This is a genomic window from Shewanella marinintestina (assembly GCF_023283845.1).
Lineage (GTDB): Bacteria > Pseudomonadota > Gammaproteobacteria > Enterobacterales > Shewanellaceae > Shewanella > Shewanella marinintestina.
In genome coordinates, this window is record NZ_JAKILC010000007.1 from 80,946 (window position 1) to 103,686 (window position 22,741).

The 22,741-nt window shown below is 43.1% G+C and carries 20 protein-coding genes; 13 read left to right on the forward strand and 7 right to left on the reverse strand.

Features of this window, described 5'->3' with window-relative positions; all coding sequences use genetic code 11:
* Positions 1 to 31: 31 nt before the first annotated feature.
* Positions 32 to 964 carry a phospholipase A gene (locus tag L2747_RS09630; protein ID WP_248998824.1) on the reverse strand — a complete coding sequence of 311 codons (933 nt, stop codon included), beginning with the start codon at positions 962 to 964 and terminating at the stop codon, positions 32 to 34.
* Positions 965 to 1,512: 548 nt separating this feature from the next.
* Between L2747_RS09630 and cobA the strand changes: the two genes are divergently transcribed.
* The 5 genes from cobA (at position 1,513) to cysC (ending at position 7,186) form a co-directional block, all read left to right on the forward strand.
* Positions 1,513 to 2,328 carry a uroporphyrinogen-III C-methyltransferase gene (gene cobA / locus L2747_RS09635; protein WP_248998825.1) on the forward strand — a complete coding sequence of 272 codons (816 nt, stop codon included), beginning with the start codon at positions 1,513 to 1,515 and terminating at the stop codon, positions 2,326 to 2,328.
* 26 nt (positions 2,329 to 2,354) lie between these two features.
* Positions 2,355 to 3,263: a sulfate adenylyltransferase subunit CysD gene (gene cysD / locus L2747_RS09640; RefSeq protein WP_248998826.1), complete on the forward strand. Its 909-nt coding sequence runs from the start codon at positions 2,355 to 2,357 to the stop codon at positions 3,261 to 3,263.
* Positions 3,264 to 3,309: 46 nt separating this feature from the next.
* Positions 3,310 to 4,749 (forward strand): sulfate adenylyltransferase subunit CysN, encoded by a 1,440-nt coding sequence (cysN, locus tag L2747_RS09645; protein WP_248998827.1) that lies wholly within the window; start codon positions 3,310 to 3,312, stop codon positions 4,747 to 4,749.
* 2 nt (positions 4,750 to 4,751) lie between these two features.
* The gene (locus tag L2747_RS09650) at positions 4,752 to 6,476 is read left to right on the forward strand and encodes an SLC13 family permease (protein WP_248998828.1); all 1,725 of its coding nucleotides are present in this window, start codon (positions 4,752 to 4,754) and stop codon (positions 6,474 to 6,476) included.
* Positions 6,477 to 6,568: 92 nt separating this feature from the next.
* A complete protein-coding gene (gene cysC, locus L2747_RS09655) occupies positions 6,569 to 7,186 on the forward strand; it encodes an adenylyl-sulfate kinase (protein ID WP_248998829.1) in 618 nt (205 codons plus the stop codon).
* Between the two features lie 108 nt (positions 7,187 to 7,294).
* On the opposite strand, the gene L2747_RS09660 is transcribed toward cysC, so the two are convergent.
* A complete protein-coding gene (locus tag L2747_RS09660) occupies positions 7,295 to 8,152 on the reverse strand; it encodes a TIGR03899 family protein (RefSeq protein WP_248998830.1) in 858 nt (285 codons plus the stop codon).
* A gap of 173 nt (positions 8,153 to 8,325) precedes the next feature.
* The gene (locus L2747_RS09665) at positions 8,326 to 9,513 is read right to left on the reverse strand and encodes an MFS transporter (protein WP_248998831.1); all 1,188 of its coding nucleotides are present in this window, start codon (positions 9,511 to 9,513) and stop codon (positions 8,326 to 8,328) included.
* A 457-nt stretch (positions 9,514 to 9,970) separates the two neighbouring features.
* On the opposite strand from L2747_RS09665, the gene L2747_RS09670 reads away from it, so the two are divergent.
* The 6 genes from L2747_RS09670 (at position 9,971) to L2747_RS09695 (ending at position 16,792) form a co-directional block, all read left to right on the forward strand.
* Entirely contained in the window at positions 9,971 to 11,377 is a 1,407-nt protein-coding gene (locus tag L2747_RS09670) for a porin family protein (protein ID WP_248998832.1), read from the forward strand.
* A 32-nt stretch (positions 11,378 to 11,409) separates the two neighbouring features.
* Positions 11,410 to 12,558, forward strand: a complete 1,149-nt coding sequence (locus L2747_RS09675; RefSeq protein WP_248998833.1) for an imelysin family protein — start codon at positions 11,410 to 11,412, stop codon at positions 12,556 to 12,558.
* A 219-nt stretch (positions 12,559 to 12,777) separates the two neighbouring features.
* Entirely contained in the window at positions 12,778 to 14,364 is a 1,587-nt protein-coding gene (locus L2747_RS09680) for a di-heme oxidoredictase family protein (RefSeq protein ID WP_248998979.1), read from the forward strand.
* A 219-nt stretch (positions 14,365 to 14,583) separates the two neighbouring features.
* Positions 14,584 to 15,111 (forward strand): menaquinone-dependent protoporphyrinogen IX dehydrogenase, encoded by a 528-nt coding sequence (gene hemG / locus L2747_RS09685; protein WP_248998834.1) that lies wholly within the window; start codon positions 14,584 to 14,586, stop codon positions 15,109 to 15,111.
* A 20-nt stretch (positions 15,112 to 15,131) separates the two neighbouring features.
* On the forward strand, positions 15,132 to 15,662 hold the full coding sequence (locus L2747_RS09690) for a cytochrome b/b6 domain-containing protein (protein ID WP_248998835.1): 531 nt from the start codon (positions 15,132 to 15,134) through the stop codon (positions 15,660 to 15,662).
* Between the two features lie 125 nt (positions 15,663 to 15,787).
* Positions 15,788 to 16,792: a glycosyltransferase gene (locus tag L2747_RS09695; protein WP_248998836.1), complete on the forward strand. Its 1,005-nt coding sequence runs from the start codon at positions 15,788 to 15,790 to the stop codon at positions 16,790 to 16,792.
* 91 nt (positions 16,793 to 16,883) lie between these two features.
* On the opposite strand, the gene L2747_RS09700 is transcribed toward L2747_RS09695, so the two are convergent.
* From L2747_RS09700 to L2747_RS09715, 4 genes are all read right to left on the reverse strand, one after another.
* A complete protein-coding gene (locus L2747_RS09700) occupies positions 16,884 to 17,540 on the reverse strand; it encodes a thiol:disulfide interchange protein DsbA/DsbL (RefSeq protein WP_248998837.1) in 657 nt (218 codons plus the stop codon).
* Between the two features lie 460 nt (positions 17,541 to 18,000).
* Positions 18,001 to 19,383: a DUF4397 domain-containing protein gene (locus tag L2747_RS09705; protein ID WP_248998838.1), complete on the reverse strand. Its 1,383-nt coding sequence runs from the start codon at positions 19,381 to 19,383 to the stop codon at positions 18,001 to 18,003.
* 167 nt (positions 19,384 to 19,550) lie between these two features.
* Positions 19,551 to 20,069 carry a hypothetical protein gene (locus L2747_RS09710; RefSeq protein WP_248998839.1) on the reverse strand — a complete coding sequence of 173 codons (519 nt, stop codon included), beginning with the start codon at positions 20,067 to 20,069 and terminating at the stop codon, positions 19,551 to 19,553.
* Between the two features lie 40 nt (positions 20,070 to 20,109).
* On the reverse strand, positions 20,110 to 20,862 hold the full coding sequence (locus L2747_RS09715) for a winged helix-turn-helix domain-containing protein (protein WP_248998840.1): 753 nt from the start codon (positions 20,860 to 20,862) through the stop codon (positions 20,110 to 20,112).
* A gap of 455 nt (positions 20,863 to 21,317) precedes the next feature.
* Here L2747_RS09715 and L2747_RS09720 point away from each other — a divergent pair, with 455 nt between their 5' ends.
* On the forward strand, positions 21,318 to 22,139 hold the full coding sequence (locus tag L2747_RS09720; RefSeq protein ID WP_248998841.1) for a cytochrome c3 family protein: 822 nt from the start codon (positions 21,318 to 21,320) through the stop codon (positions 22,137 to 22,139).
* Between the two features lie 10 nt (positions 22,140 to 22,149).
* Entirely contained in the window at positions 22,150 to 22,680 is a 531-nt protein-coding gene (locus L2747_RS09725) for a hypothetical protein (protein ID WP_248998842.1), read from the forward strand.
* The last annotated feature ends 61 nt before the right edge of the window (positions 22,681 to 22,741 follow it).

A 22,741-nucleotide genomic window follows, 5' to 3' on the forward strand; every position in this document is an offset into this window, starting at 1 on the left:
ATGCCCGTTAAAAGTTATGCTTACAGGCAAGCTACAGAATATCGTTAATTGAAACCCCGATACCTATTCGTTGGTTATGTACATTGTAGTCGATTAAACTTTCACCGTAGCCATTAAAGTATTGGGTATAGACTCTTAAGTTACCTAAGATCGGGTAGCTCCAAGTAAACTCCACGGCGCCATAGTTAGGCTTTTGAATATAATTACGTAGCATGAGCGTAAAACGATGTTCATCTAAGCCGTACACTCCTGTGAACTCTATATTGCCCATATAATCGGTAATATCAGGGTTATCATCACCGCGCGGCGATTCAGGAGTCTCTTTTTCGTCTTCAGGTATTCGCCACCAAGCTTTAGCCTCAAGAGCAAACGGACCGTTATCAAAGACCATCATACCGTAGAGACGGTTCCAACTGCGTGAGAGCGAACCTGACTGCCCATTAGACTGATGTACTGCGCCAACTCCCCAAAAAGAGTTGGTAAGAGGCCCCAGTTGCCAATCGTTTGTAAATACCATAAACACTTCTGGTTCATGGTTGGTTTCTCTAAACGGCGAAGAGATATCTTTGTTGTAAACCTGCCAATAAGATTGGTTAGTGTAGGCGGCAAATAGATGGCCATTATCACCAAACACATTATGCCAAAGTGGAAACTTAAAGCTGATTTGAAACTTGGCTTCCATATTATCTAAGGTAAAGGGTTGTTCCTCTTGCTGCTGTTCAAAAGGAGCCATATTTGGAGATTTGCTGTACGTCACTGGCAGAATATAGTTCACTTTATGAGGTGTGATGACGTAGGGAAGATCTCCTGTGGCGCTTTCTTCCGAAATACGTTTATCAACTAATGACTCTTCAGCCTTAGGTTTGACCTCAATATCATCTTTATTGGTGTCAGTTTCATTTGCCTGTAACGCAAAAGTGCAGCAAAAGCTCAATGGCAGAATTAGCCAAGCTAGTTTGTTCATAACTATCCCTAAATCTAGCAATACCAAGCGTTATAAGCGTAAAACTACAGTCGTAGTAACAACAAAAAATAATCTGTAACTTATTAAGTGCTGTTTTATGTCCTTGCCTAAAAAAGCTGTAGCGACTTGTTTATTGTGATTGGTATCAACGCGGTTTTTAGTTTTCTATTGTGGGTAAAATATTCTACCTAGCTGGCACTTGCATTAACAGGGGTTTATCACTTCAGTAACATTGTTGCGGGGTAAAGTTGAATTGGATGGCAGCGGTTGCGGTGGTATCTTAGAGGCCTGTATTGAGAAATAACTATACCTAAATGCAATAAGTTAGTGCAAAACCGCACTGGGTTGCTCACTATTACGAACTGAATAAATAGAGCCTTAATATTTAACGTTTGTTAAACAATTACTTAGGTGGTCAGACTGGTCGTTAACAATGAGTTGAATATTTCTAAATAACAAAAAGTTATAAAAAGTAATAATTATCTATTTATTATGGAATAAGCAGGCAGCTATATTTCACTCTAACAAATTAGCAGTGGGGTAGCGGAATGGAAATTGTAGCTTTACCTGGCCAAGCCAGTACAGGAAAGGTCTGGTTGGTAGGGGCTGGGCCTGGCGATGTCGATTTGCTGACCGTCAAGGCATACCGAGTGCTGCAAAATGCTGATGCTGTGTTATTCGATGCATTGGTAAGTGACGATATTCTCGCGCTCATTCCACCTCATGCAGAAAAAATTGCAGTGGGTAAGCGTGCTGGTAAGCATAGTGCAGCTCAGAGCGAAATTAATCAGCTGTTGGTGACTAAGGCATATACCCGCAAAAATGTAGTGCGACTTAAAGGTGGTGACCCGTTTATATTTGGCCGCGGTGGTGAAGAGTTAGAAACTATTGTCGCGGCAGGCGTGGACTTTGAAGTCGTGCCGGGTATTACGGCTGCAAGTGGTACCGCTGCTTATGCGGGTATTCCACTCACTCACCGTGATTACGCCCAAGGTGTGACGTTTATTACCGGCCATTGCAAGTTAGAAAGCAGACCGATGGACTGGCAGAGTTATGCCAACCCAAATAATACCTTAGTAGTTTATATGGGAATATTGAATGCCAACTTGATTAAGCAAGGGTTGTTAGGTGCTGGCCGCATCGCAGCAACACCTGTGGCAATTGTCTCTAAAGCCACTACATCGAGTCAGCAAACCTTTATTGGTACGCTCGACAATATAGAACAATTAGCTAGCCACCCAGATTTAGTGATGCCAGCACTGATGGTCATTGGTGAGGTTGTTGAACTCGCCGACACGCTTAATTGGTTTACACCCCAATCAAACCAAATTAAGACCACTGAATTAGCTGCACAACTTAAATAATTGATTGAAGAATACGGAGAATTAGCATGGCCACGAAAGAGTTAAGCCATTTGCAACAACTGGAAGCTGAGAGCATTCAAATCATTCGTGAAGTGGCGGCTGAGTTTGATAATCCTGTCATGATGTATTCCATCGGTAAGGACTCTTCTGTGATGCTTCATTTGGCTCGCAAAGCATTCTACCCAGGAAAGATCCCGTTTCCATTATTGCATGTCGATACTGACTGGAAATTTAAAGAGATGATCGCATTTCGCGATGCTCAAGCTAAAGAGTTTGGTTTTGATCTGTTGATCCACAAAAATCCTGAAGGCCTAGCGTTGGGAATTAATCCATTTGAACATGGAAGTGCCAAGCACACAGATATTATGAAGACCCAAGGCTTAAAGCAGGCGCTTAATCAATATGGATTTGATGCCGCATTTGGTGGGGCGCGTCGCGATGAAGAAAAATCACGAGCTAAAGAGCGTGTCTATTCATTTCGCGATAAACACCATACCTGGGACCCTAAGAATCAACGTCCAGAGTTATGGCGGACATACAACGGCGCAGTAAATAAAGGCGAAAGTATTCGTGTCTTCCCGCTTTCAAATTGGACTGAACTGGATATTTGGCAGTACATCTATCAGGAAAATATCCAGCTAGTGCCACTGTACTTTGCTCAAAAACGCCCGGTGGTTGAACGTGACGGCATGATGATTATGGTTGATGACGAAAGAATGCCGCTAGCTGAAGGCGAAACACCGAAGGAGGAGTTGGTACGTTTTAGAACCTTAGGTTGTTACCCACTTACAGCAGCGATGCATTCAGAAGCGGACACGTTAGAAAAGATTATCGAAGAGATGCTACTGACTCGTTCGAGTGAACGACAAGGCCGACTTATTGACTCAGACCAAAGCGCGTCAATGGAACTGAAAAAACGTCAGGGGTACTTCTAAACCAGCCCGTAGGGACGGTTTGAATACAGAATTCTAAGGAATCATTATGAACCAAGCAGTAAATAACAACACACGCCTGGCGGCAGAACTTGAAGATTTAGGCGTAAAAGAATACCTGTCACTGCAGCAACATAAAGGCTTATTACGCTTTTTAACTTGTGGCAGTGTTGATGACGGTAAAAGTACTTTAATCGGACGTTTACTTCACGATAGTGCACAAATATATGAAGACCAGCTAGCAAGCTTAAAGAATGACAGTGCCAAGCTAGGCACAACTGGCGAAGAAGTTGATTTAGCCTTGTTAGTGGACGGCCTGCAAGCAGAGCGTGAGCAGGGGATCACCATTGACGTGGCTTACCGTTATTTCTCAAGTGACAAGCGCAAGTTCATTATTGCCGATACGCCGGGCCATGAGCAGTACACTCGAAATATGGCAACAGGTGCTTCAACGTGTGATTTAGCCGTGTTGTTAGTCGATGCGCGGTATGGAGTGCAAACTCAAACTCGCCGCCATGCTTTTATTGCGTCACAGCTTGGTATTCGTCACTTCGTGGTTGCGATTAATAAAATGGACTTACTTGGCTTTGATGAAAAAGTCTTTAATAACATTCAAGCTGAGTTTGCTGCTTTTGCAGAGCAGTTAGGTGATATTGATATTCGTTATGTGCCGCTTTCAGCACTTAAAGGCGACAATGTTGTTGATGCAAGTAGCCAAACTCCTTGGTATAACGGCGGCACACTGCTACAGCTTTTAGAAACGATAGATACCCGCCGTGAGCTTACTAGCCTACCTGTGCGTTTTCCGGTGCAATATGTGCAACGCCCAGATCTCGATTTTCGGGGCTTTTCAGGCACGCTGGCATCTGGTGTGATTAATGTAGGTGACGAGCTAGTCGCACTACCTTCAGGTAAGCGCAGTAAAGTCGCGCGTATTGTGACATTTGATGGTGATCTTGAGCAAGCTATAGCAGGCCAGGCGGTCACCTTAACCCTTGAAGATGAAATTGACATCTCAAGAGGTGACTTATTATCTCAAGTAGAAAATGCGCCAGCGATTGCCAACCACGTTAGTGCAGACATTGCTTGGATGGATGAGAAACCACTGCAATTGAATCAACTTTATGATTTAAAAGTTGCGGGTAAAAAGCTACAAGCCAGCGTGGTTAAAATAGAGTATGTTGTTGATGTTAATACGTTAGATCGTAACGAAGGCGACAGTATTGGTCTTAATGACATGGCACGCGTAACACTTGAGCTAAATGAATCAATTGCCATTGACCCATATACCTTAGTGAGAGACACAGGCGGCATGATCTTGATTGATCGTTTGTCGAATGCAACCGTTGCGGCAGTTATGGCTGTATCTAGTTCTAAAGAGCTTAAAGAAGTACAGCAATATAGCGATTTTGAACTTGAGCTTAACGCGTTAATTCGTAAGCAATATCCTCATTGGCAAGCAATTGATATTAGTAAAGTAGAAGGTTAACCGTGGTTGATTTGTGGGTGTTATCGTGCATTTTATTTGCTTTAGTCGTGGCCTTAATGGCTGGACTATGGACACCTGCGGCGCTGTTTTTTATAGCGTCACTCACCACCTACTTGTTAGGAATGGTTGAGCTTGAAACAGCGCTGTCGAGTTTTACCAATGCCAGCTTAGTCACTTTAGTGCTGCTAATTATGTCTACGGCGGCACTCGAAAAGACCTCAATGCTGGGTAAGTTAAGCCAGATGGTGGGCCGTGGCTCATTGGCATCGACCTTAGCTAAATTGGGGTTATCGACGGCGCTACTATCATCTTTTACTAACAATACAGCGGTTGTAGCCTCACTCATTGGTGTGGTGCGCCGCAATCAAGCTCATGCGCCAGCTAAATTATTGTTGCCTTTGTCTTACGCGGCAATTTTAGGCGGTACGCTGACGTTAATCGGTACGTCAACTAACTTGATTGTTAACTCATTTGTTGAAAATGCCGGACTTGAGCCTTTAGGTTTCTTCGAGTTTTCTCTTATCGGTATTGTGATTGTTGTCGCAGGTGTTGGTTTACTGGTTTTATTGGCTAATTGGTTACCTGATAGACGTGAAGATAATGCCGAGGAAACCTTGCCTTATTTACTTGAGGCTAGGGTCGCTAAAGAATCGTTATTGATAGGAAAAAGCGTACAAGATAACCGTTTACGTGCTCTTAAGAAGCTGTATTTGGTTGAGCTTGAACGGAGTGGGATCCGCATCTGCCCAGTACCACCGCATTTAGTCTTGCAAAGTGAAGATGTGCTGCGTTTTAGTGGCGCGGTCGAGTCGGTCGAATTACTGCATCAATTTGACGGTCTAGAGTGGTTTGGTAAGCAACAAGCTAAAGGTCAGAATCTGATTGAAGCAGTGCTGGCACCAAGCTCTACTTTAGTTGGTCGCTCATTAAAAGAGTCGACCTTTAGGGAAAAATTTGATGGTGCAGTATTAGCGATTCGTCGTGGGCATCAGCCATTGAAGGGCGGATTAGGTGATATTGAACTGCAAGCTGGAGATGTATTGCTAATCACTCCAGGTGATAGCTTTAGTCGCAATACTAAATTGGCGTCAGAGTTTGCTGCTGTGAGCGGTCTGGATCTAAGTGTTCGTTTAGACACCAGGCGCAGTCAGTGGGTGCTAGGAGGGTTCCTGCTGACTATTTTAGCCAGCTTAACCGGAGTTTTACCTCTGGTAAAAGGGCTTGTTTTACTGCTGATGAGTTATATTGCCATAGGTGCAGTTAGCCTGGCAGAGTTAAAGCGGCGCTTCCCGTTTGAGTTAGTGGTCATTGTAGGTAGTGCCTTAAGTTTGGCCAATTTAATGTTATCAACCGGACTTGCAGATGATATCGCTGCATTTATTCTAGGGGCAATTAATGGCTACGGAGTATTTGCAGCTTTTGTGGCTGTTTACCTATTAACCCTGTTACTGACTGAACTTATTACCAATAATGCGGCGGCAGCGCTATCTTTCCCTGTCGCTTACGCCATTGCAATGAATTATGGCGTCGATACTCGGCCATTTATATTAGCAGTGGTTTTTGGCGCGAGTGCGAGCTTTATTTCGCCTTATGGTTATCAAACTAATTTGATGGTTTATAACGCAGGTAATTATCGATTTAGTGATTTTGTTAGGCTGGGCTTGCCGTTGTCTTTACTGTATTCGGCAATCGTCTTGTTAATGGTTCCAGCCTTATTTCCATTTTAATTTAACCTGCTTTTATGGCGGGTATTTACCTAGGCAGCAGTAGTGCGGTGTTATCAATACCTCACTGTGAAGATTAGATTTTAGGAGTTTTTATGTCTGATATTGTTTGGCACCAACATAGTATTGATAAACAGTCGCGTGCGGATCAGAAAGGGCAAAATCCTATTTTGTTATGGTTCACTGGACTTTCAGGATCGGGTAAATCGACACTCGCAGGCGCACTAGAGCGTGCCTTATTTGATGCGGGCTTTCATACCTACTTACTCGATGGCGATAATGTACGTCATGGCTTGTGTAAAGACTTAGGTTTTAGTAGTGAAGATCGTGACGAAAACCTGCGTCGCGTCGGTGAAGTCGCTAAACTGATGGTAGATGCAGGTCTGGTTGTTCTGTCTGCATTTATCTCGCCGACACGTGAAGAGCGTGAGCGCGTGCGAGCATTATTTGATGCCGGCCAATTTATTGAAGTACATGTTTCAACACCTCTTGAGGTGTGTGAGGCGCGAGACCCCAAAGGCCTCTATAGCAAAGCACGAGCAGGCGAAATAGCCAACTTTACCGGGATCTCTGCTCCCTATGAGGTGCCTGCGGCGGCCGAACTGACTATCGATACCAGCAAGGGCGATTTGGCGACTCAAGTTAGTGCGCTACTAGATTACTTAGTTGCTATTCAGGTTATTGATTTAGATAAGTTAAAAGCGGCTGTATAACTTTATTCGACTAGGGTTATAGCTAGACGAGCTAAATGCGATACTGTAATGGTGTCGCATTTTTTATTGGCCTAGTTTCGGAACGGTTAATCGCAGCGATTGACAGCATTAATCAATTTTAAAGTCGTGTGAGAATAAAGCTTTCATCGCTTTGATATAGCTCTTATCGGTATTAAAGTGAATCAACTGAGCAAGCTCATCCCCAATGGGCGTAAAACGGTAGTAGCTGAAGAAAAGTTGACCGCTTTTTGGCGTTAGCCTTAACTTAATATCACTCAGTGAAAAATGAATCGGGGTTTTATTGCTAAGTAGCCCAGTCTCTAGTTCACTGCGGTGTAAGATCCCCGCTTCGACTAAGGTCAGAATATTGGAGTAAGGCAGGCCAAACTGGGATAAACCTATGCTGGTGGAGTTCGCTTTTTTAAATAACTGACTCAAGCCTCCAGCATACTTAAAACCAATGATTAGCTTAAGCCGAGTTTCATTGTTGACTAACACAGACATGCCTAAAGCTTTTTCTAAAATCTGCGCTTCTTTATGAGTAAGTTGCTTAAGTGTGCTTAATGTACGTAAGCTAAAGTGGCCTGGAGAGGTGATTTCATTGGCTAAGATCCGACCCCATAGTTCTTGCATTTTTCGGTTGTGGATTTGTTCTGCTAGTTGAAAAAACTGATGAGCCCAATCAGGATCTAGATCAACACCAGTCACATCGGAGGGAGTATGACTGATAGCAATCTTATAAATAGTCTCTAGGTTTTGTTGATACTGACAAGCTTGTTTTTGCGCCCTAAATGCGGCGCGTTCACCAATTGAAGCATTGCTAGCACGGTAATCGTCTTCACTAGCTAAGCCTAACATTTTACCCAGTAACAAGGCTTTTTTACGGGCTGATGGATCAGCCGTTTTATTGCTGTCTTGGGCCGTTTGTTTTATTGGGGCACTGTTATCTGAGACAGTTTCAACCATGCTGTATTGCCACTCTTTTTTGTTAATTATTTATCTCGCGCAGATGAGTATGCTCTGCGCTAGGTTAACCTAATATATGCCTTAGATTGTCTGCAACACCCTTGGCATAACACTGTAAGTGTTATGCCAAGGTTCTGTAGGCTTGTCTATTTATTTATCGACTTATTGCTTGACTAACTTGTTGATGTGACTGTTTTAGTTACTTTACCAAAATGAGCTACTTCTGCACCTTGATCAGGATGGCGAGGAACATTGATAGCTAAAATTAATGAGCATACAGCAAAGCCTGCACCTATATAGAACACCATTTCAGGGGAGGTCAGCCATAGTACTCCAAGCAATGCCGGAATAATGACTGCGGCAATATGGTTAATGGTAAAGCTTACCGACATAGTGGCTGCAATATCTTTAGGGTCAGCAATTTTTTGGAAATAGGTTTTTACTGCAATTGCCATGGCAAAAAGTAGATGGTCGATAACATAAAGTGCTGCTGCAAATTCCGCATGTTCAACTAAGGCATAACTCACAAATACTGCAATTAAGCCGATGTATTCTATGGTTAAGGCATTGCGCTCGCCTATGCGACCAATAAAGCGACCTATGGCTGGTGCGAATAATAGGTTCACTACATAGTTAATTAGAAACAGTGAGGTGATTTGAGTGATGCTATAGCCAAACTTTTCGACCATCATAAACCCGGCAAATACCATAAAAATTTGCCGTCTAGCACCAGAGAAGAAAGTTAGCATGTAGTAAAGCCAGTAACGCTTTCTTAATATGATTTTTTTATGCTGCATTTCTCCCTGAGGAAAAGTAGGGAAGTAGCGACTTATGGTGAGCACCATAACGAGACCTAAGGTGCCAATAATAGCGTACATCCATTGGTAATCTAATTTTAGCCAAGTCATGATAAGCCAAATACTGGCATAGCCACCCAGCGCAGCGGCGCTACGCCATGCTAGTGCTTTCCCCATAAAAGCGGCGGCATCTTGCTTATCAACCCACTGTAAAGTTAATGACTGATTAATGGTTTCAAAGTAATGGAAGCCCACTGACATTAATATGGTGGTGATATACAAGCCCAAGACCTGAGGGAAGAAGCCAGTAATGGCAACGCCTATACATAACACCGCTAAAGATAACAGTGCAAAAGCCTGCTCGCGGATCAGTAGCAATACAAAAATAGCAGTAAAAGCCAGAAAGCCAGGTACTTCGCGTAGGCTTTGTAGCATACCTATTTCTGCCCCCGTAAATTGGGCTCGCTCGATGACAAAGTTATTCAAAAGTGCCTGCCAGACAGCAAACACTAGCGACATAATAAACGTCATCCAGAGCAATAATTTTTGCGGATTATTCTTCATAAATTTTCCATGTAGTGAGCCTGCATGCTGCAAACATTAATCTTGAAGTGTATAGGCTAGTGCAGCTGATTATGCGGCAGTATACCTTAGTTAACTTTGAGTTATTAATTCAGATTTTTTGTTTATTAGCGATAACTTAATCATTTGTTGTCGCTATTTTTGCTCAGAGAGCTGCTTTTTTTAGCTGAGCAATTCAGCATTAAACTGTTTGCTGAATATAAATTTCAATCTTGACACTTGCTATTCCATGTAAGTGGTTACTATCGCCAAACCTTCTTACTTTAGAACTTTGCCTACGTGTTTGGCTTGCGATACCAGTGTCACTGGTTGGTGTTTTATGTAATCTTATTGTAAATAATATTGTAAAGATTAATGCAAATAGTTCTCATTACGTGTATTTTGACTGCGAATTTCGGGGGAGCTGGTTTCCAGCGCAGAATCAAAATGAGAGCGGTTTATGAAGTCTATTTCAAAACATGCCAAGTTAAATGTGCTAGCAATTGCGATTGCGAGCGTATTTAGTGCTAATGCCATGTCAGCAACAGATCCTGAGGCCTTGGCCGCAGCGATTGCAAAACAAGAAGCAGAATTAACTGCACTGAAAAGCCAATTACAACAATTGGCCCAGCAGCAAAAGCAGCAGGAAATTGAAGTTCAGCAGCAACAAACTGAGCATCAGCAAGAGCTGCAAGCAGTTAAGTCAACAACAAGTAAGTGGGATAAGTTTTCATTCAAGTCATATGGTAGCGCCATTTACACCAGTGATGAGTATTTCGATAACGTGCAAGACACTTCGCCTGAGCGTCGCAGCCGTTTTGACCTAGAGCGCATTGTAACTGAGTTTGGCTATCAGTTTAATGATGAATGGGACATGGAAGTTGAGATTGAATACGAACATGGTGGTACAGGTACATCGTTAGAATATGACGGTTTTGATGAGTTTGGTGAGTTTGAAGCCGAAGTCGAGGCTGGCGGTGAGGTCATGATCGAAAAGGCCGAGATCCGTTATCGCCCAAGTAAAGCATTTGGGGTGAAGTTCGGTAATATCCATCTGCCAGTTGGCTTAAGTAGTACGTTACACAAGCCAAGCCAATACCTTACGGTGCAACGCCATAAGAGTGAGGCGGCTATGTTACCAGCTGTATGGAATGAAAATGGTATCGGTATTTTTGGTGAGATGGCCGATTTCCATTACCAAGCTCAGGTAGTCAGTGGCTTAAATTCAGAATACTTCAGAACTTATGATTGGGTCGCGTCAGGCCATCAAAAGCGCTTTGAGCATGTTAATGCTGATGATTTGGCATATGTCTTACGCCTAGACTATGGCAATTTCAAAACAGGTTCTGCGATAGGTGCGTCTTATTATTATGGCAACACCAGTGGAAATCGACATAAAACCAATAAGCTAAGTTCAGATGGTACTGTTGAGATCTTGTCTGTAGCTGGTGCTTTTGTGGAAGGTCCTTGGACACTACGCGGCCAATATCTATACGGCACCTTAAGTGATAGCGACGCCATTACTCAAGCTAACAAAACTACACCGGGCTTAAAGCCGGGTAACTTCGCTCAACTGGGTTCAAAGTCAGAAGCTTTCTTCGTTGAGGCTGGGGTTGATTTAGGCCATTTCACACCTGTACCTATTACTATTTTTGCCAATATCGACTACTCAAACCCATTGAAAGAAGTTGAAACTGGTGTTGCGACCAAACGTTATGAAAACACTTGGATTAGCGCCGGTATCAACTATTTCCCTATCCCTGAAGTTGTTATCAAGGCGGAAGCCGGGGTGCATCAGGTTGCAGTGGCTGCGATTCCAGATACTAATTTCTTCGCACTCGGTGTTGGTTACCAGTTCTCACTTTAATTTGCACAAATGACATTATAAATGGAGTTTTCATGAAACACTTTACTCATTCAGCGCTAGCAATTGCCCTTATTTCAGCCCTTACTGCTTGTGGCGGCTCAGGCTCGGACGACAACTCAAGCGTAGCACCTGACAAGAGCTTTACTTTTGCTGCAACTGAAATGATTACGAATCTAACGGATAACGTTATTGTTGCTGGTTATACCAACCTTGCAGATAACGGCGAAGCCATGTTCCAAGCAACGCAAACGCTTGTTAACTCGCCTAGCCAAGCTAACTTGCTGGCAGCGCAAGAAGCGTGGAAAGCTGCACGTGAACCTTGGGAACAAGGTGAGTCACATATCTTTGGCCCGGTTGATTCTCTGGGTATCGATCCGCATCTTGATAGCTGGCCGCTAAATACCACTGACTTAACGACGGTTCTAGCTAATAACACTGGTTTTGATGCCGATACAATCAAGGGCTGGAACGATGATGTTCAGGGATTCCACACAATGGAATACCTATTGTTCGGTGACGGTGTTGCTGATAACGCAAAAGATATATCTGAGCTTACAGCTAACGAGCGTGACTATCTTATGGGGCTTGCAGAGGTTTTCCGTGATTATGCTAAAACACTCGACGATTCTTGGAAAGTAAGTCATGACGGTCAGAGTGGTAAAGCTTATGGCGAGCTACTTAAAAATTCTGGTACCGATGACAATACATTCTATAGCTCAGAAGTTGGCGTCGTTGAAGAACTCGTTAATGGCATGATCGGCATCGTCGATGAAGTGGGTAATGGTAAAATCGCTGATCCGTTTGGGGATTCACTTGCTAAAGCGGATACCTCAAAGGTTGAGTCACAGTATTCTTGGAATTCTTTAACTGACTTTAGCGATAACATTATTGGCGTGCGTAATGTCTATTTAGGTGAGTTTGAAGGTGAAGCCGACAAGCAAGGGATCAAAGACTTCGTTAATGCTGCAAACCCAACGCTTGCAAGCCGTGTTGAAACAGAAATTAATACTGCAATTACTCAAATTGAAGCGATTTCGGGTGATAGTAATATGCCATTCCGTCAAGCGATTAGCGACGCTGATGGTCGTGTACGTATTCAATCTGCAGTTGATGCACTTTCAACGTTACAAAGCAGTTTAGAGTCTGATGTTTTGCCATTACTTAAAGATTGGAAAGTCTAAGTAAATAAGATATGAGGAGGCCTAATAGGCCTCCTTTTTATTATGTTAATTCCCTTGTTTTATAAGTGGTTAATTAACATTTTATTTCGCAAATTAGATAAAGTATTACAGTGTGTGGAAACGTATATGGCAATTGAATCGAATACAATAACAACCACAAGTCTGATTAATCATCTAGCACCGTGTTTCAAGCTTAAAGCAGGTTTGCTTAATGGTTTAATGGTACTGGGGATCGCAAGCTTGACAGCATGTGGAGGCTCGGGAGACGACAGTACGCCGCAACCGGAAGAGAAAGTCTATCCGGCTTATACCGACATAAAAGCAACTGGGGGGGACACTACCACATTTGATGCGTCTGAATCTGGCCATGGTTTTTCAACCCCCGCGCCAAACCTTAGCGCGGCCGAATTGGAATTGCATCTTGAGGGCGATTTAGGTTTTGAAACCGCATTTACCACGGCACCAAATTCGGCTCATCCCGAACTCGATGGTTTAGGGCCTGTATTCAATAACGCTGATTGTAACTCTTGCCATCAACGTGATGGGCGTAATTCTACGCCAATTGTTCCGGCTGGGGCTTCACGAGTAAAATTGGGCTCAGAAGCCGGGATATTTCTGAGGATCAGTAAAGCACCAAATGAACCCTGTGTAACCGGTACTTCAGCAAATGATTACTGCGCGCCAATCCCTGTCCCTGATTTTGGTGGGCAGCTTTTTCACCGCGGTGTATTGCAGGCACGACCTGACTGGCAGCAAAATCAGTTTATCGGTCAAGCTGATGTTTACTTGTCCTATGAAACCAAAGTCGTGACCTACAGTGATGGCGCGACAGTGACCTTGAAAAAACCGCTATTTGACGTTGAAAACCCCTATGACGCGCCGGGTGAAACTAAGTTGAGTAGCAATGTGACGTCTAATTTACTGCAAGATGATGTGCTGATGGGCTGGCGTAATGGTATGCCGGTGTTTGGCTTAGGTTTACTTGAAGCTATTCCTGAGGCTGAGATTTTGGCAAATGTGGACGCTAATGATAGCAACCAGGATGGCATTTCAGGTCGAGCTAACTATGTGTTTGATGCTGTAAAAGCGCAAGCGGGCGCTTCAAATCCTGTATCGCTAGGTCGCTTTGGTTGGAAAGCCAACACCCCTAGTGTGAGAGTACAATCCCTAGGTGCGCTGCGAGGCGATATCGGTATCACTAATCCGCTGTTCCCTGATGAAAGTGTGGCTGGCACGGCATTGCATGACTCTTACCTTACTCGTACCGGTTTTGTTGATACTGGCTCGGATGTGAATGGCGAGCCCGAAGCGAGTGCTGAGTTTAGCGATTCAGTTGTATTTTATGCTGAAACCCTTGCTGTACCAGCTAGACGCAATGTCGATAATGCTGGTGTGCGTGAAGGTGCCAGATTGTTTGAGCAATTAAATTGTAGTGGCTGCCATACTCCTAGCTTTGTTACCAAGGCGAGTGGAGATATTGGCGGTACAAGTATGATTGAAGGGCATAAGAGCCAAACGATTTATCCATTTACCGATATGCTATTACACGACATGGGTGAAGAATTAGCTGATGGTAGACCTGACTTTTTGGCTGATGGTAATGAATGGCGTACTCGACCTTTATGGGGAATAGGTTTAACTCAAACTGTTAATCCACAAGCTGGTTTTTTACATGATGGCCGTGCGGCTACATTAGAAGAAGCCATTTTATGGCATGGTGGTGAGGCGGAAAAAAGTCAGCAAGACTTTATGGCTTTAAGCCATGAAGAACGTTCGCAAGTTATTGATTTTCTAATGTCGTTATAATCAAAAATTGAATAACTGACCGCAGACATTATCGCGATTAAAACAGTGGGACTACCTCTTTTGAGGAGTCCCACTGTTAATTTTGTGAAGTAGATAAAGCAAATTTGATTTATTCCCCCGCTCCTCGTGATCTGTTTCATGTAATCTTTTAACCAAATCACCTATGATTTATTCATTAAATTCATTCGCTTTAAAATTAATACTTCGGGGAGATGTCTGGTGAGCAAAATTCTTATTGTTTATTCAAGTGTACATGGCCAGACGCGCAAAATTAGCGCCTATCTAGAAGATAAGCTAATAGCCGCGGGTAACAGTGTTACGGCTATGAATATTACCGATAAAGTGGATTTAGCTGAGTTCGATAAAATTATCATTGGCGGTAGTATTCGTCATGGCAAGCATAGCGCTGCCGTATATGACTTTATTGAAGCGAATCAAACGGTATTAGAGCAAAAGCCAAGCAGCTTTTTTTCGGTAAGTTTAGTGGCTCGTAAGCCGTTAAAAAATACTGCTGACACCAATCCTTATATGCGTGCTTTCTTTGAAAAATCGCCTTGGAAGCCGCAGTTAGCTGAAGTGTTTGGTGGTAACCTTAACTACCCAAGTTATGGCTCAATGGATAGAAATATTATTCGCTTTATTATGTGGATCACTAAAGGCCCTACAGCAGCGGATACTAATATTGAATACACGGACTGGAATAAAGTTGATACTTATGCTGAATCCGTTAACCAATTAGTTGTTTAGAAATTAAAAGGCAGAAGCTTATGGCGCAGTCTATGTTTAAACGCTTAGCGAGAAAATATATTGATTTGCAACATGTTTTAATTATCCTCACTTCTGCTTACCTGATATTTACCAGCAGCTGGATCTTGATAGGGCGCAGCCTGCGAGCGAATGCGAGCATTTGGGATACTAGCCATGTGTATCTTGGCCTCGTTGGCGCTTTTCTATCTATTACCTTTATTATTTCCAATAGCCTTAAGGGAAGGTGGCGCCAATATTTTCCGTGGCTAGTCGCTGATTTCTCGCAGTTTAAAGCCGATGTTTTAGGATTATTTAAAGGCAAAATACCTATTGCTGGTGGGCGAGGGTTATTTAGTATTATTGAAGGCCTTGGCATGCTGGTCTTCTTAGCGGTGGGGGGTACTGGAATACTTTGGTTTGCGACGCAAGGCAGTAGTGATGCGCTGATGTGGCGTAGTTATCATATTAGTTGCGCCCAAGGTTTTATTGGCTTTATCGTATTGCATGCGATTTTTGCTTGCTTGCACTTGCTCGACTTTATTCGTAACTAACCATAAACCACAGGCTAAAAATACTTAGCCTGTTTGTCGGTGGTTAAATATAGTCCAAACAATGCTTTTAAATCTGTCGCTATTTCTTTAACTTAAGTACAAAGGCACTTAAGTTAGGAGTCAGTGTGCGGCCAACCATAGTCCACTTAATTGATGATACTAAACTCGGTGGCGTTAACTTAGCGCTGCAAAGTCTCGCTGCCTCAAAGTTAAACCTTTCTTTCTATTTTAAATTGATATTTTGCCAATTTAATTACCCGCAATTTAAGCGTTATCATGCTGATGTCATTGTTATTCACGGCTCTATTAGTTGGCAAAAACTGCCGGCTTTCCTCGCTCTAAAACTTGCCAATATTGGTACCCCCATTTTTTATCAAGAGCACCATTATAGTCGAGAGTTTATGCATCACTGTGTGCAACGTCCGGCTCGATTTAGGCTAATGCTCAAACTAGGTTACGCCTTGATGAACAAGGTATTACTGGTATCGAAAGCACAGGTAGATTGGTTAGCAGAGATCGATGTGCTTTCGCCACGCAAAATGGTTTTAGTAGGGCAAGGTAAGCAGCTAAAGGATTTTGTTTCTCTACCTAAAGCCACCAGACATCAACCGTTGAAACTCTTGGCTTATGGCCGGTTAAGCCAGCAGAAAGGGTTTGATCTGCTGATTAAAGCCATGACCAATCTGCCGAGTGATAAAGTTGAGTTAGCGATTGCTGGCGAAGGCGAACAGCAAGATACATTATTAAGTTTAGCTAAGCCGTTAAAGCACGTGCATTTAGTGGGAGAGGTCAGTGACGTCCCCAGTTTTTTGGCCTCCGGTGATGTGGTCGTTGTTCCCTCTCGATGGGAGCCTTTTGGGTTGACCTGTCAGGAGGCTATTACTGCTGGACGGGGCGTGATAGTAGCAAATGTTGATGGTCTAGCGGACCAAGTTGCAGACTTACAGCAGCGAGGTGATGGTTATCAAGTGATCAACGAGCTTACCGCTGCTGGTATTGAGCAGGCTATTTGGCAAGTTATAGAGAATAAACATTTTGAGGTTAATACTCAGCAACGTTTATTAGGTGAGCAGGCATGGAAGGCTGTTTTAGACAACTGGCAACGTCTGTTAGATGAGACATTACCTTAGGTCGCAGTTCTTGAGTGGTTATAGCTAAGTTTAAATGGCAACAAAAAAGGCGCTAATTAGCGCCTTTTAAAATCATTTTATAAGCTCTGTTTTACTTATGCTCAAGTGCTAAGTAGTTCATTAGGTCGATAAGTTCGCCTAGTGTACGAATTGAGCCCATATTGATTTGGTATTTGTCGTTAACGATGAACGAAGGTACGCTTTGTACTTTAAATTCACGTTGCTGAGTGCGCCATAGTGCAAGTTTAGCGTCAGTTTCTTTGCTGTCAGCAGCGGCATCATATTGCTCAGCGGTTACACCAAACTTAGCAAATACAGCTTTGATATCATCACGGCTTTTTAATGGCTCATCATGCTTGTGGCCTGGTGCGCTATGGTCATGTTTTTCGCCGTTATCGCCTTGGATAACTTTAAACATCGCGTCAGTTAATGGCTTTTGGTTATCTAGTGTTTGGATAACAGCTAGAGAACGCATGACTTCGGTATTGATTTCAGTGTTAGCAAAGTCCACGTGCTTACTATCAAAAGCGACCTTTTTGTTTAGGTTTGCTTTGATATCTGCCATGTACATTTTTTCCATATTAAAGCAGTTACCACAGTAGAACGAGTAAAACTCAGTGAGCTTTGGTTCGGTACTTGGCGCTTTATTTGAAACAACAGTGAAGTGCTTACCTTCAACAAATTGTGCGGCAAAGCTGCTCAGTGGAGCAACGGCAAGTGTTAACGCTAAAGCAATATGTTTAATCAATCTAGTGTCCTCTAAGTGACGTCTATATAAGTGGTCGAGCGATAACGAATAATACAAATATTATTCATCCGTTACAGCAAATTACATTGTTGTTAAGAATAAGCCCAGATGCTTAATTATGACTGAATTTGGCGGTTAATACAGGCTCTAGAGTGTGACGCGTATAATGATTTTAAGCGGAAGCTGAAGATTTCATTTTAAACTTTGCCTCGCTTCACAATATCAATTAAATTTTGGTTGAAAAACTGCTGTTGCGGGAACTTATTCAATATTGCTAGTTTGTGGTTATTCTTGGTTTAATATTGGCTAAAGTCCAGCTTTGAGGGGGAGCCGAGCAGTGCAATGCAGTGCTCGGCGAGGTTATTGTTCACTATATATGCTGCTTTGAAACCAAACAACAAACGAAAACGCGACCGAAACAAGGTTTCGGTCGCAATAAGAGTTAGGAAGGCTAATGTGGTTATTTCATGGTGACAAAGTCATCAAGTAAAATGACATCAAAAGCGCCACTAGTCGTGCTGTCTACAGCGGCTACGCCGTAAATGCCGCCATTTTCTAAACTGATTGGTAGTGGACCAATAGCAACGGTTTTGGTGCCAGTCACAGTGACGCTAACAATGTAATCGCCAGCTGGGACACTTAAGCTACCTGAAGACGCTTTGAATGGAACATCAGTCAATGCTGGTGTTGCTTCAGATATATCGTCCGTCTCGGTTAAGTAAACATCTACGTTGGGTGCTGAGTATGCCGCGTGAGAAACGGTTAGCTTGGCTTCAGTTGCGACCATACGAGTGTCTTCCATAATAATCCATGGTGCAATCATGTTGTCAGTTAATGAGCCTGTGGCCAAAATTGAGTAGCTCATTCCGAGTGCTAATTCAAACGGTGCTTTATCAATAACTACCACGCTGTTATCGGCATTGGCTGCAACCGTTGCCGTGTGCTCACCTTCTGGAATGTTGACGTATCCTGCAATCCCTTTAAACATAAGATTGCTTACGGCAGCAGTTGCGCTGTCATCTAGAAATACATCAACAGCGGGAGCGTCTGCCACAGCATGAACCACTCGGATATCACTGCCGCTGGCAGTATCGTTGAGTAACACCTGACCTTCTGGTAACGCAACAAGTAAAGCGACAGGGGAATCGCCTGACCACGTATTTGGAATGGCGGTAATAAAATAGTCACCAAGTGCTTCTAGCGGCACTGTACCAGAGTCATATACTGCTTGTTTTAATCCGGCTGCAGTAATGCGGATTTGATAATCTGCTGCCGCGACTTCAAGCTGCGGGCTGGCATCCATGTAGTTTGCTGAAAGTGTTGGCTGCATCATACTGATATCTGCGCCTGGCTCAGTCACATAAACATCGACTAACCCGACGGCCGGGCTAGCATGAAGTACTTGCACGCGAGCATAGTTAGCTGCAATGTCTTGCTCTGGGTTCGCTATTACTTTTAGCATTAATGAGTCATCGGCCACACTGCCTAGTGCCACAGCAGTATATTCGGTGTCCGCTTCAGCAGCCAAGTCAGCACTCAAAACAGTGGTTGTAGTGCCGTCTGGGAGCTGGGCATCTACAGCGACAGCATAGTTGCCACTTGGGACAGTCGCTAGACCGCTCGACATTGCGTAGTCTACGTCATCGATAAAACTGTTACCGTTGGCCATAATATTAACCAATGGTGCATCACTACCGGCATGAATGACGCGGATTTGAGATTCAGCAATTTCTATCGGGTTGCTAGGGGTTGGGTTGTCATCGTCATCACTACAGGCTGTTAGGCCTAGAATCGAAATAGCCACAACAGACATATAGCGGGTTATTGGCATTGAAAAGTTCATTTTCGTAATCCTTGATGTTTGGTTTCGAAGAAGCATTACGCAATGACATTTTTATAAGATCAAAAAATTAACAACTTTTTTACTTTGCCATGAAATGGCTGCCGGAAGGTATGGATAATAAGCGGGGCAAGGCTATTGATATGCCCCGATTTTTGATGAAATTAGCATTAATTTACGAGTCGACAACCACAAACGGTGTTACTGGGTTGAAATAGTACAACGGCAAAGTCTTTGCCTTCATCGCGCTCTAAAACCCGCACGCTTAGGTTATGCATGCCTTTTTTATTGAGGTTTAAACTGCTGACATAAGAAAGGTATTTATAGTGTTCTGGGGCAAGGTCTAGGTTTGAGTGGGGGAACTCTTGCTTAGTTTTGACTGAAATATCGTAAAGCATATTATCCAAATCGATGCTATTAACTTGTCCTTGCATTGATACAGAACCTGCAGAGTTACCTTCTAAGTCAAAGTAGCGATAATTAATTTGCGCTTGACCATCTTTAGAAAAAAGATCGACTAGAAGATAGTGTTTATTATCTTCTAGTGATTGCTGTCGATTAAATAGCTCGGAGCTGCAATTAAGCATAAAGCTTGGTGGCTTAACGGTAAGTTTATAGATGACTCCTAGACAAGCGAGCAAAATACTAAGAATAACGATGTTTATAGCCCAGCGCCAAGTTCGGCTCATTATCTGCTCCTTGTTTACTTGGTAATTCGTAATTGGTGGCTTAACCACAAATATCAACAGCTTGTAACCATTGCTGATTAATAAACTGCTTTGGCTGGCGACGATCACTAATCTTCAAATTACGGATCATCGATTGACCAAATTGCTCACCACGTAGAGTGATGTTGAGCACTTGTTTATCATGGGATAGAGAAAGATAAACGTTCTTCCAGCTTGAGAGATTGCACTGGCTAAAGCTCAGTAACATTGTTTGGCTCAACTCGGTTAATAAACCATTATTGGTTTTAGAGTGAGCATATAAAATCACATTGACTGAGTGGCCTGAGAGAGTCTTAACAGAATTACTTTGCAAAGGTATCGGAGCTGAATTTACTAGGTTCTGGTTGTCGTAAATAGCCCAGCTGCTGCATAGGACAATAGCTAAAGCTAATGAAATCCCAGCCAATAATTTCGCCGAAGAGACTTTACGCTGTGATGGAGTATCGTTATTTTTACGGCAACGATGGTGGCGTAATAAATAGCCCTGCCCTTTTACGGTTTCTATAAGTGACTCATACTGTGGACCAAGAAATGAGCGAAGAGTGAAAACCGCACGAGTTACTGATGAGTCGCTGAGAGGCTGTTGTTCGCCATTACCTACTTTCAATAAGGCTTTAGCGACTACTTTACCTTGATAATCAACTAATAATGTTAGAACTTGTAGCTCCGCTCTTGGCAGATGCCAGACGTGTCCACTGTCTAAATTGATTAGTTCTTCTCTATCAATATCAAATCTACAATGTCCTAATTGCATCTTTGTCGCCTTAGTTAAGCCCCTCTATCTGGAAAGTCTATGAACTTAAACTAATGAAGTCTGTGATCCTGATACTTAAGTTTGGCTGGCATGATAAATTTGAGCGCTGTGCAGAAGCCTAAATAGCTAAATGAGAGCTTAGTCACGTAAATTCATACAATTAATTAACTTTCTGCAACATGAATATGGCTGCAAATGTCCGATAATAATGTGATTTACATCATGAATGTTGAGCTGGTGTTGGCCAGAGTGTCCTGGTTGTCAGGTTTTTTAATACCTAAATTTAGAAATCTTCTTGCTCTAGCTTCATCGGCCTCAAATCACACTTTTAATTTTTCCATTTCTTAAAGTTAACCCATCGAGTCGTTATCCAAAATTTGAACTCGTTTACTAACCGTAATAAGCCTTAGGGCTTATAAGCAAAATAAAATGATGATGGATATGGGGTGATTATTATGAGTATTGATAGACGTCAGGCACTAACTAAAATTATCGGATTAAGCACTGCAGCAGCTGGCGCAGCATTAGTTGGAACCTCTGCTTTTGCAGCTACTGATGCGGACGGCAATTATCGCTTAGAGATGGGAGAAAAGCTTAAGTACGTGCCACTTGATGCAATGGCGACCGCAAAGCTAGCTTATGAAACTGGCGGTGGCTGTATGCATCAAGTATTTCACTCAATTATTACTATGCTAGCTCAGTCTAGCAGTATGGATGCGGAAAAGTTTGCCACTATTCCTACAGCCTTAGCGGGTTATGGTTGGGCTGGTATTGTTGGCCAGGGCACCATTTGCGGTAACTTGAATGCTGCTGGCATGTTGATCAACATTTTAGATGATATTAATGGTCAAAATGATGCGGTGATCGGTGGCTCATTCCGCTATTACGAAACTGAAGATCTGCCGCTTTCATCTGATGAGTTTGTCGCTGGGATTGGTTCAACTGCGGAGAAGAGTATAGAAGTTGGTAGTACCTCGGTCGCGAATAGCCCTCTATGCCATTCCTCTATTAGTAACTGGTCGGCAGCGTCGGGCAAAGTATTTAAAGAGAAAGGTGAGCGCTGTAAGCGTTTATCAGCCAGCATGGCGTATCACATTGTAGAGCTACTCAACCGTGCCTATAGTGGTGAAGGTTTATCGCTTCTACCTGAAACTAAGCCATCTGAAGACGCACAAGCGTGTCAATCTTGCCATGGTGTCACCGAGACTATGGGCCCAGCTGCAAGTGTGAAAACAGATATGGAATGTACTACTTGCCATACTGGTCACTTTAACTAAGGAGTAAGCTATGAAGGTCAAATTACTGAGCGCCCTCTTGGCAAGCTCAATCCTTTTAGTTGGCTGTGGAAGCGACAACGATGATGTTACTGAGCCCCCTGTTGTTGTGCCGCCACCAGCAGATGATGCCATTGATATCGATGAAGCTAGTGCGATTGTAATGAAGCTGGCCAGTTTTGATGCGGCTACAGGAGCGTTAACCTTTAGTTTGCAAGATGCAGATGAAAAATCTATCTCCAAGGCGACTGATTACGATATATATTACTTTGGTTATCCAGATCCAAGCTCACCGTCAACGAATGCAAAAGCTTGGAAGCGTTGGCATGTTACTCAGAGCTATAAGTGTGACTCCAGTGCAGATGAAGAGTGTGTTGGCGTGTTGACTGAAACTGCAATCAAAGGGCAATACACGTTTGAGGCGACGGACTTAGATTTAGACTCTCAAGCAGCAGCTGGCGCGTTGGCGCTGTATAAAGTGGCAATTCAGATCCATGGCGCGCTGGCGAGTAATGAAATTGAGCTTATTGAAGCTGAAGAATAATGTCATCTAAAAGGGGAGTTCGCTTCCCTTTATTTCATCCCCTTGATTGAATGCCTGCAAT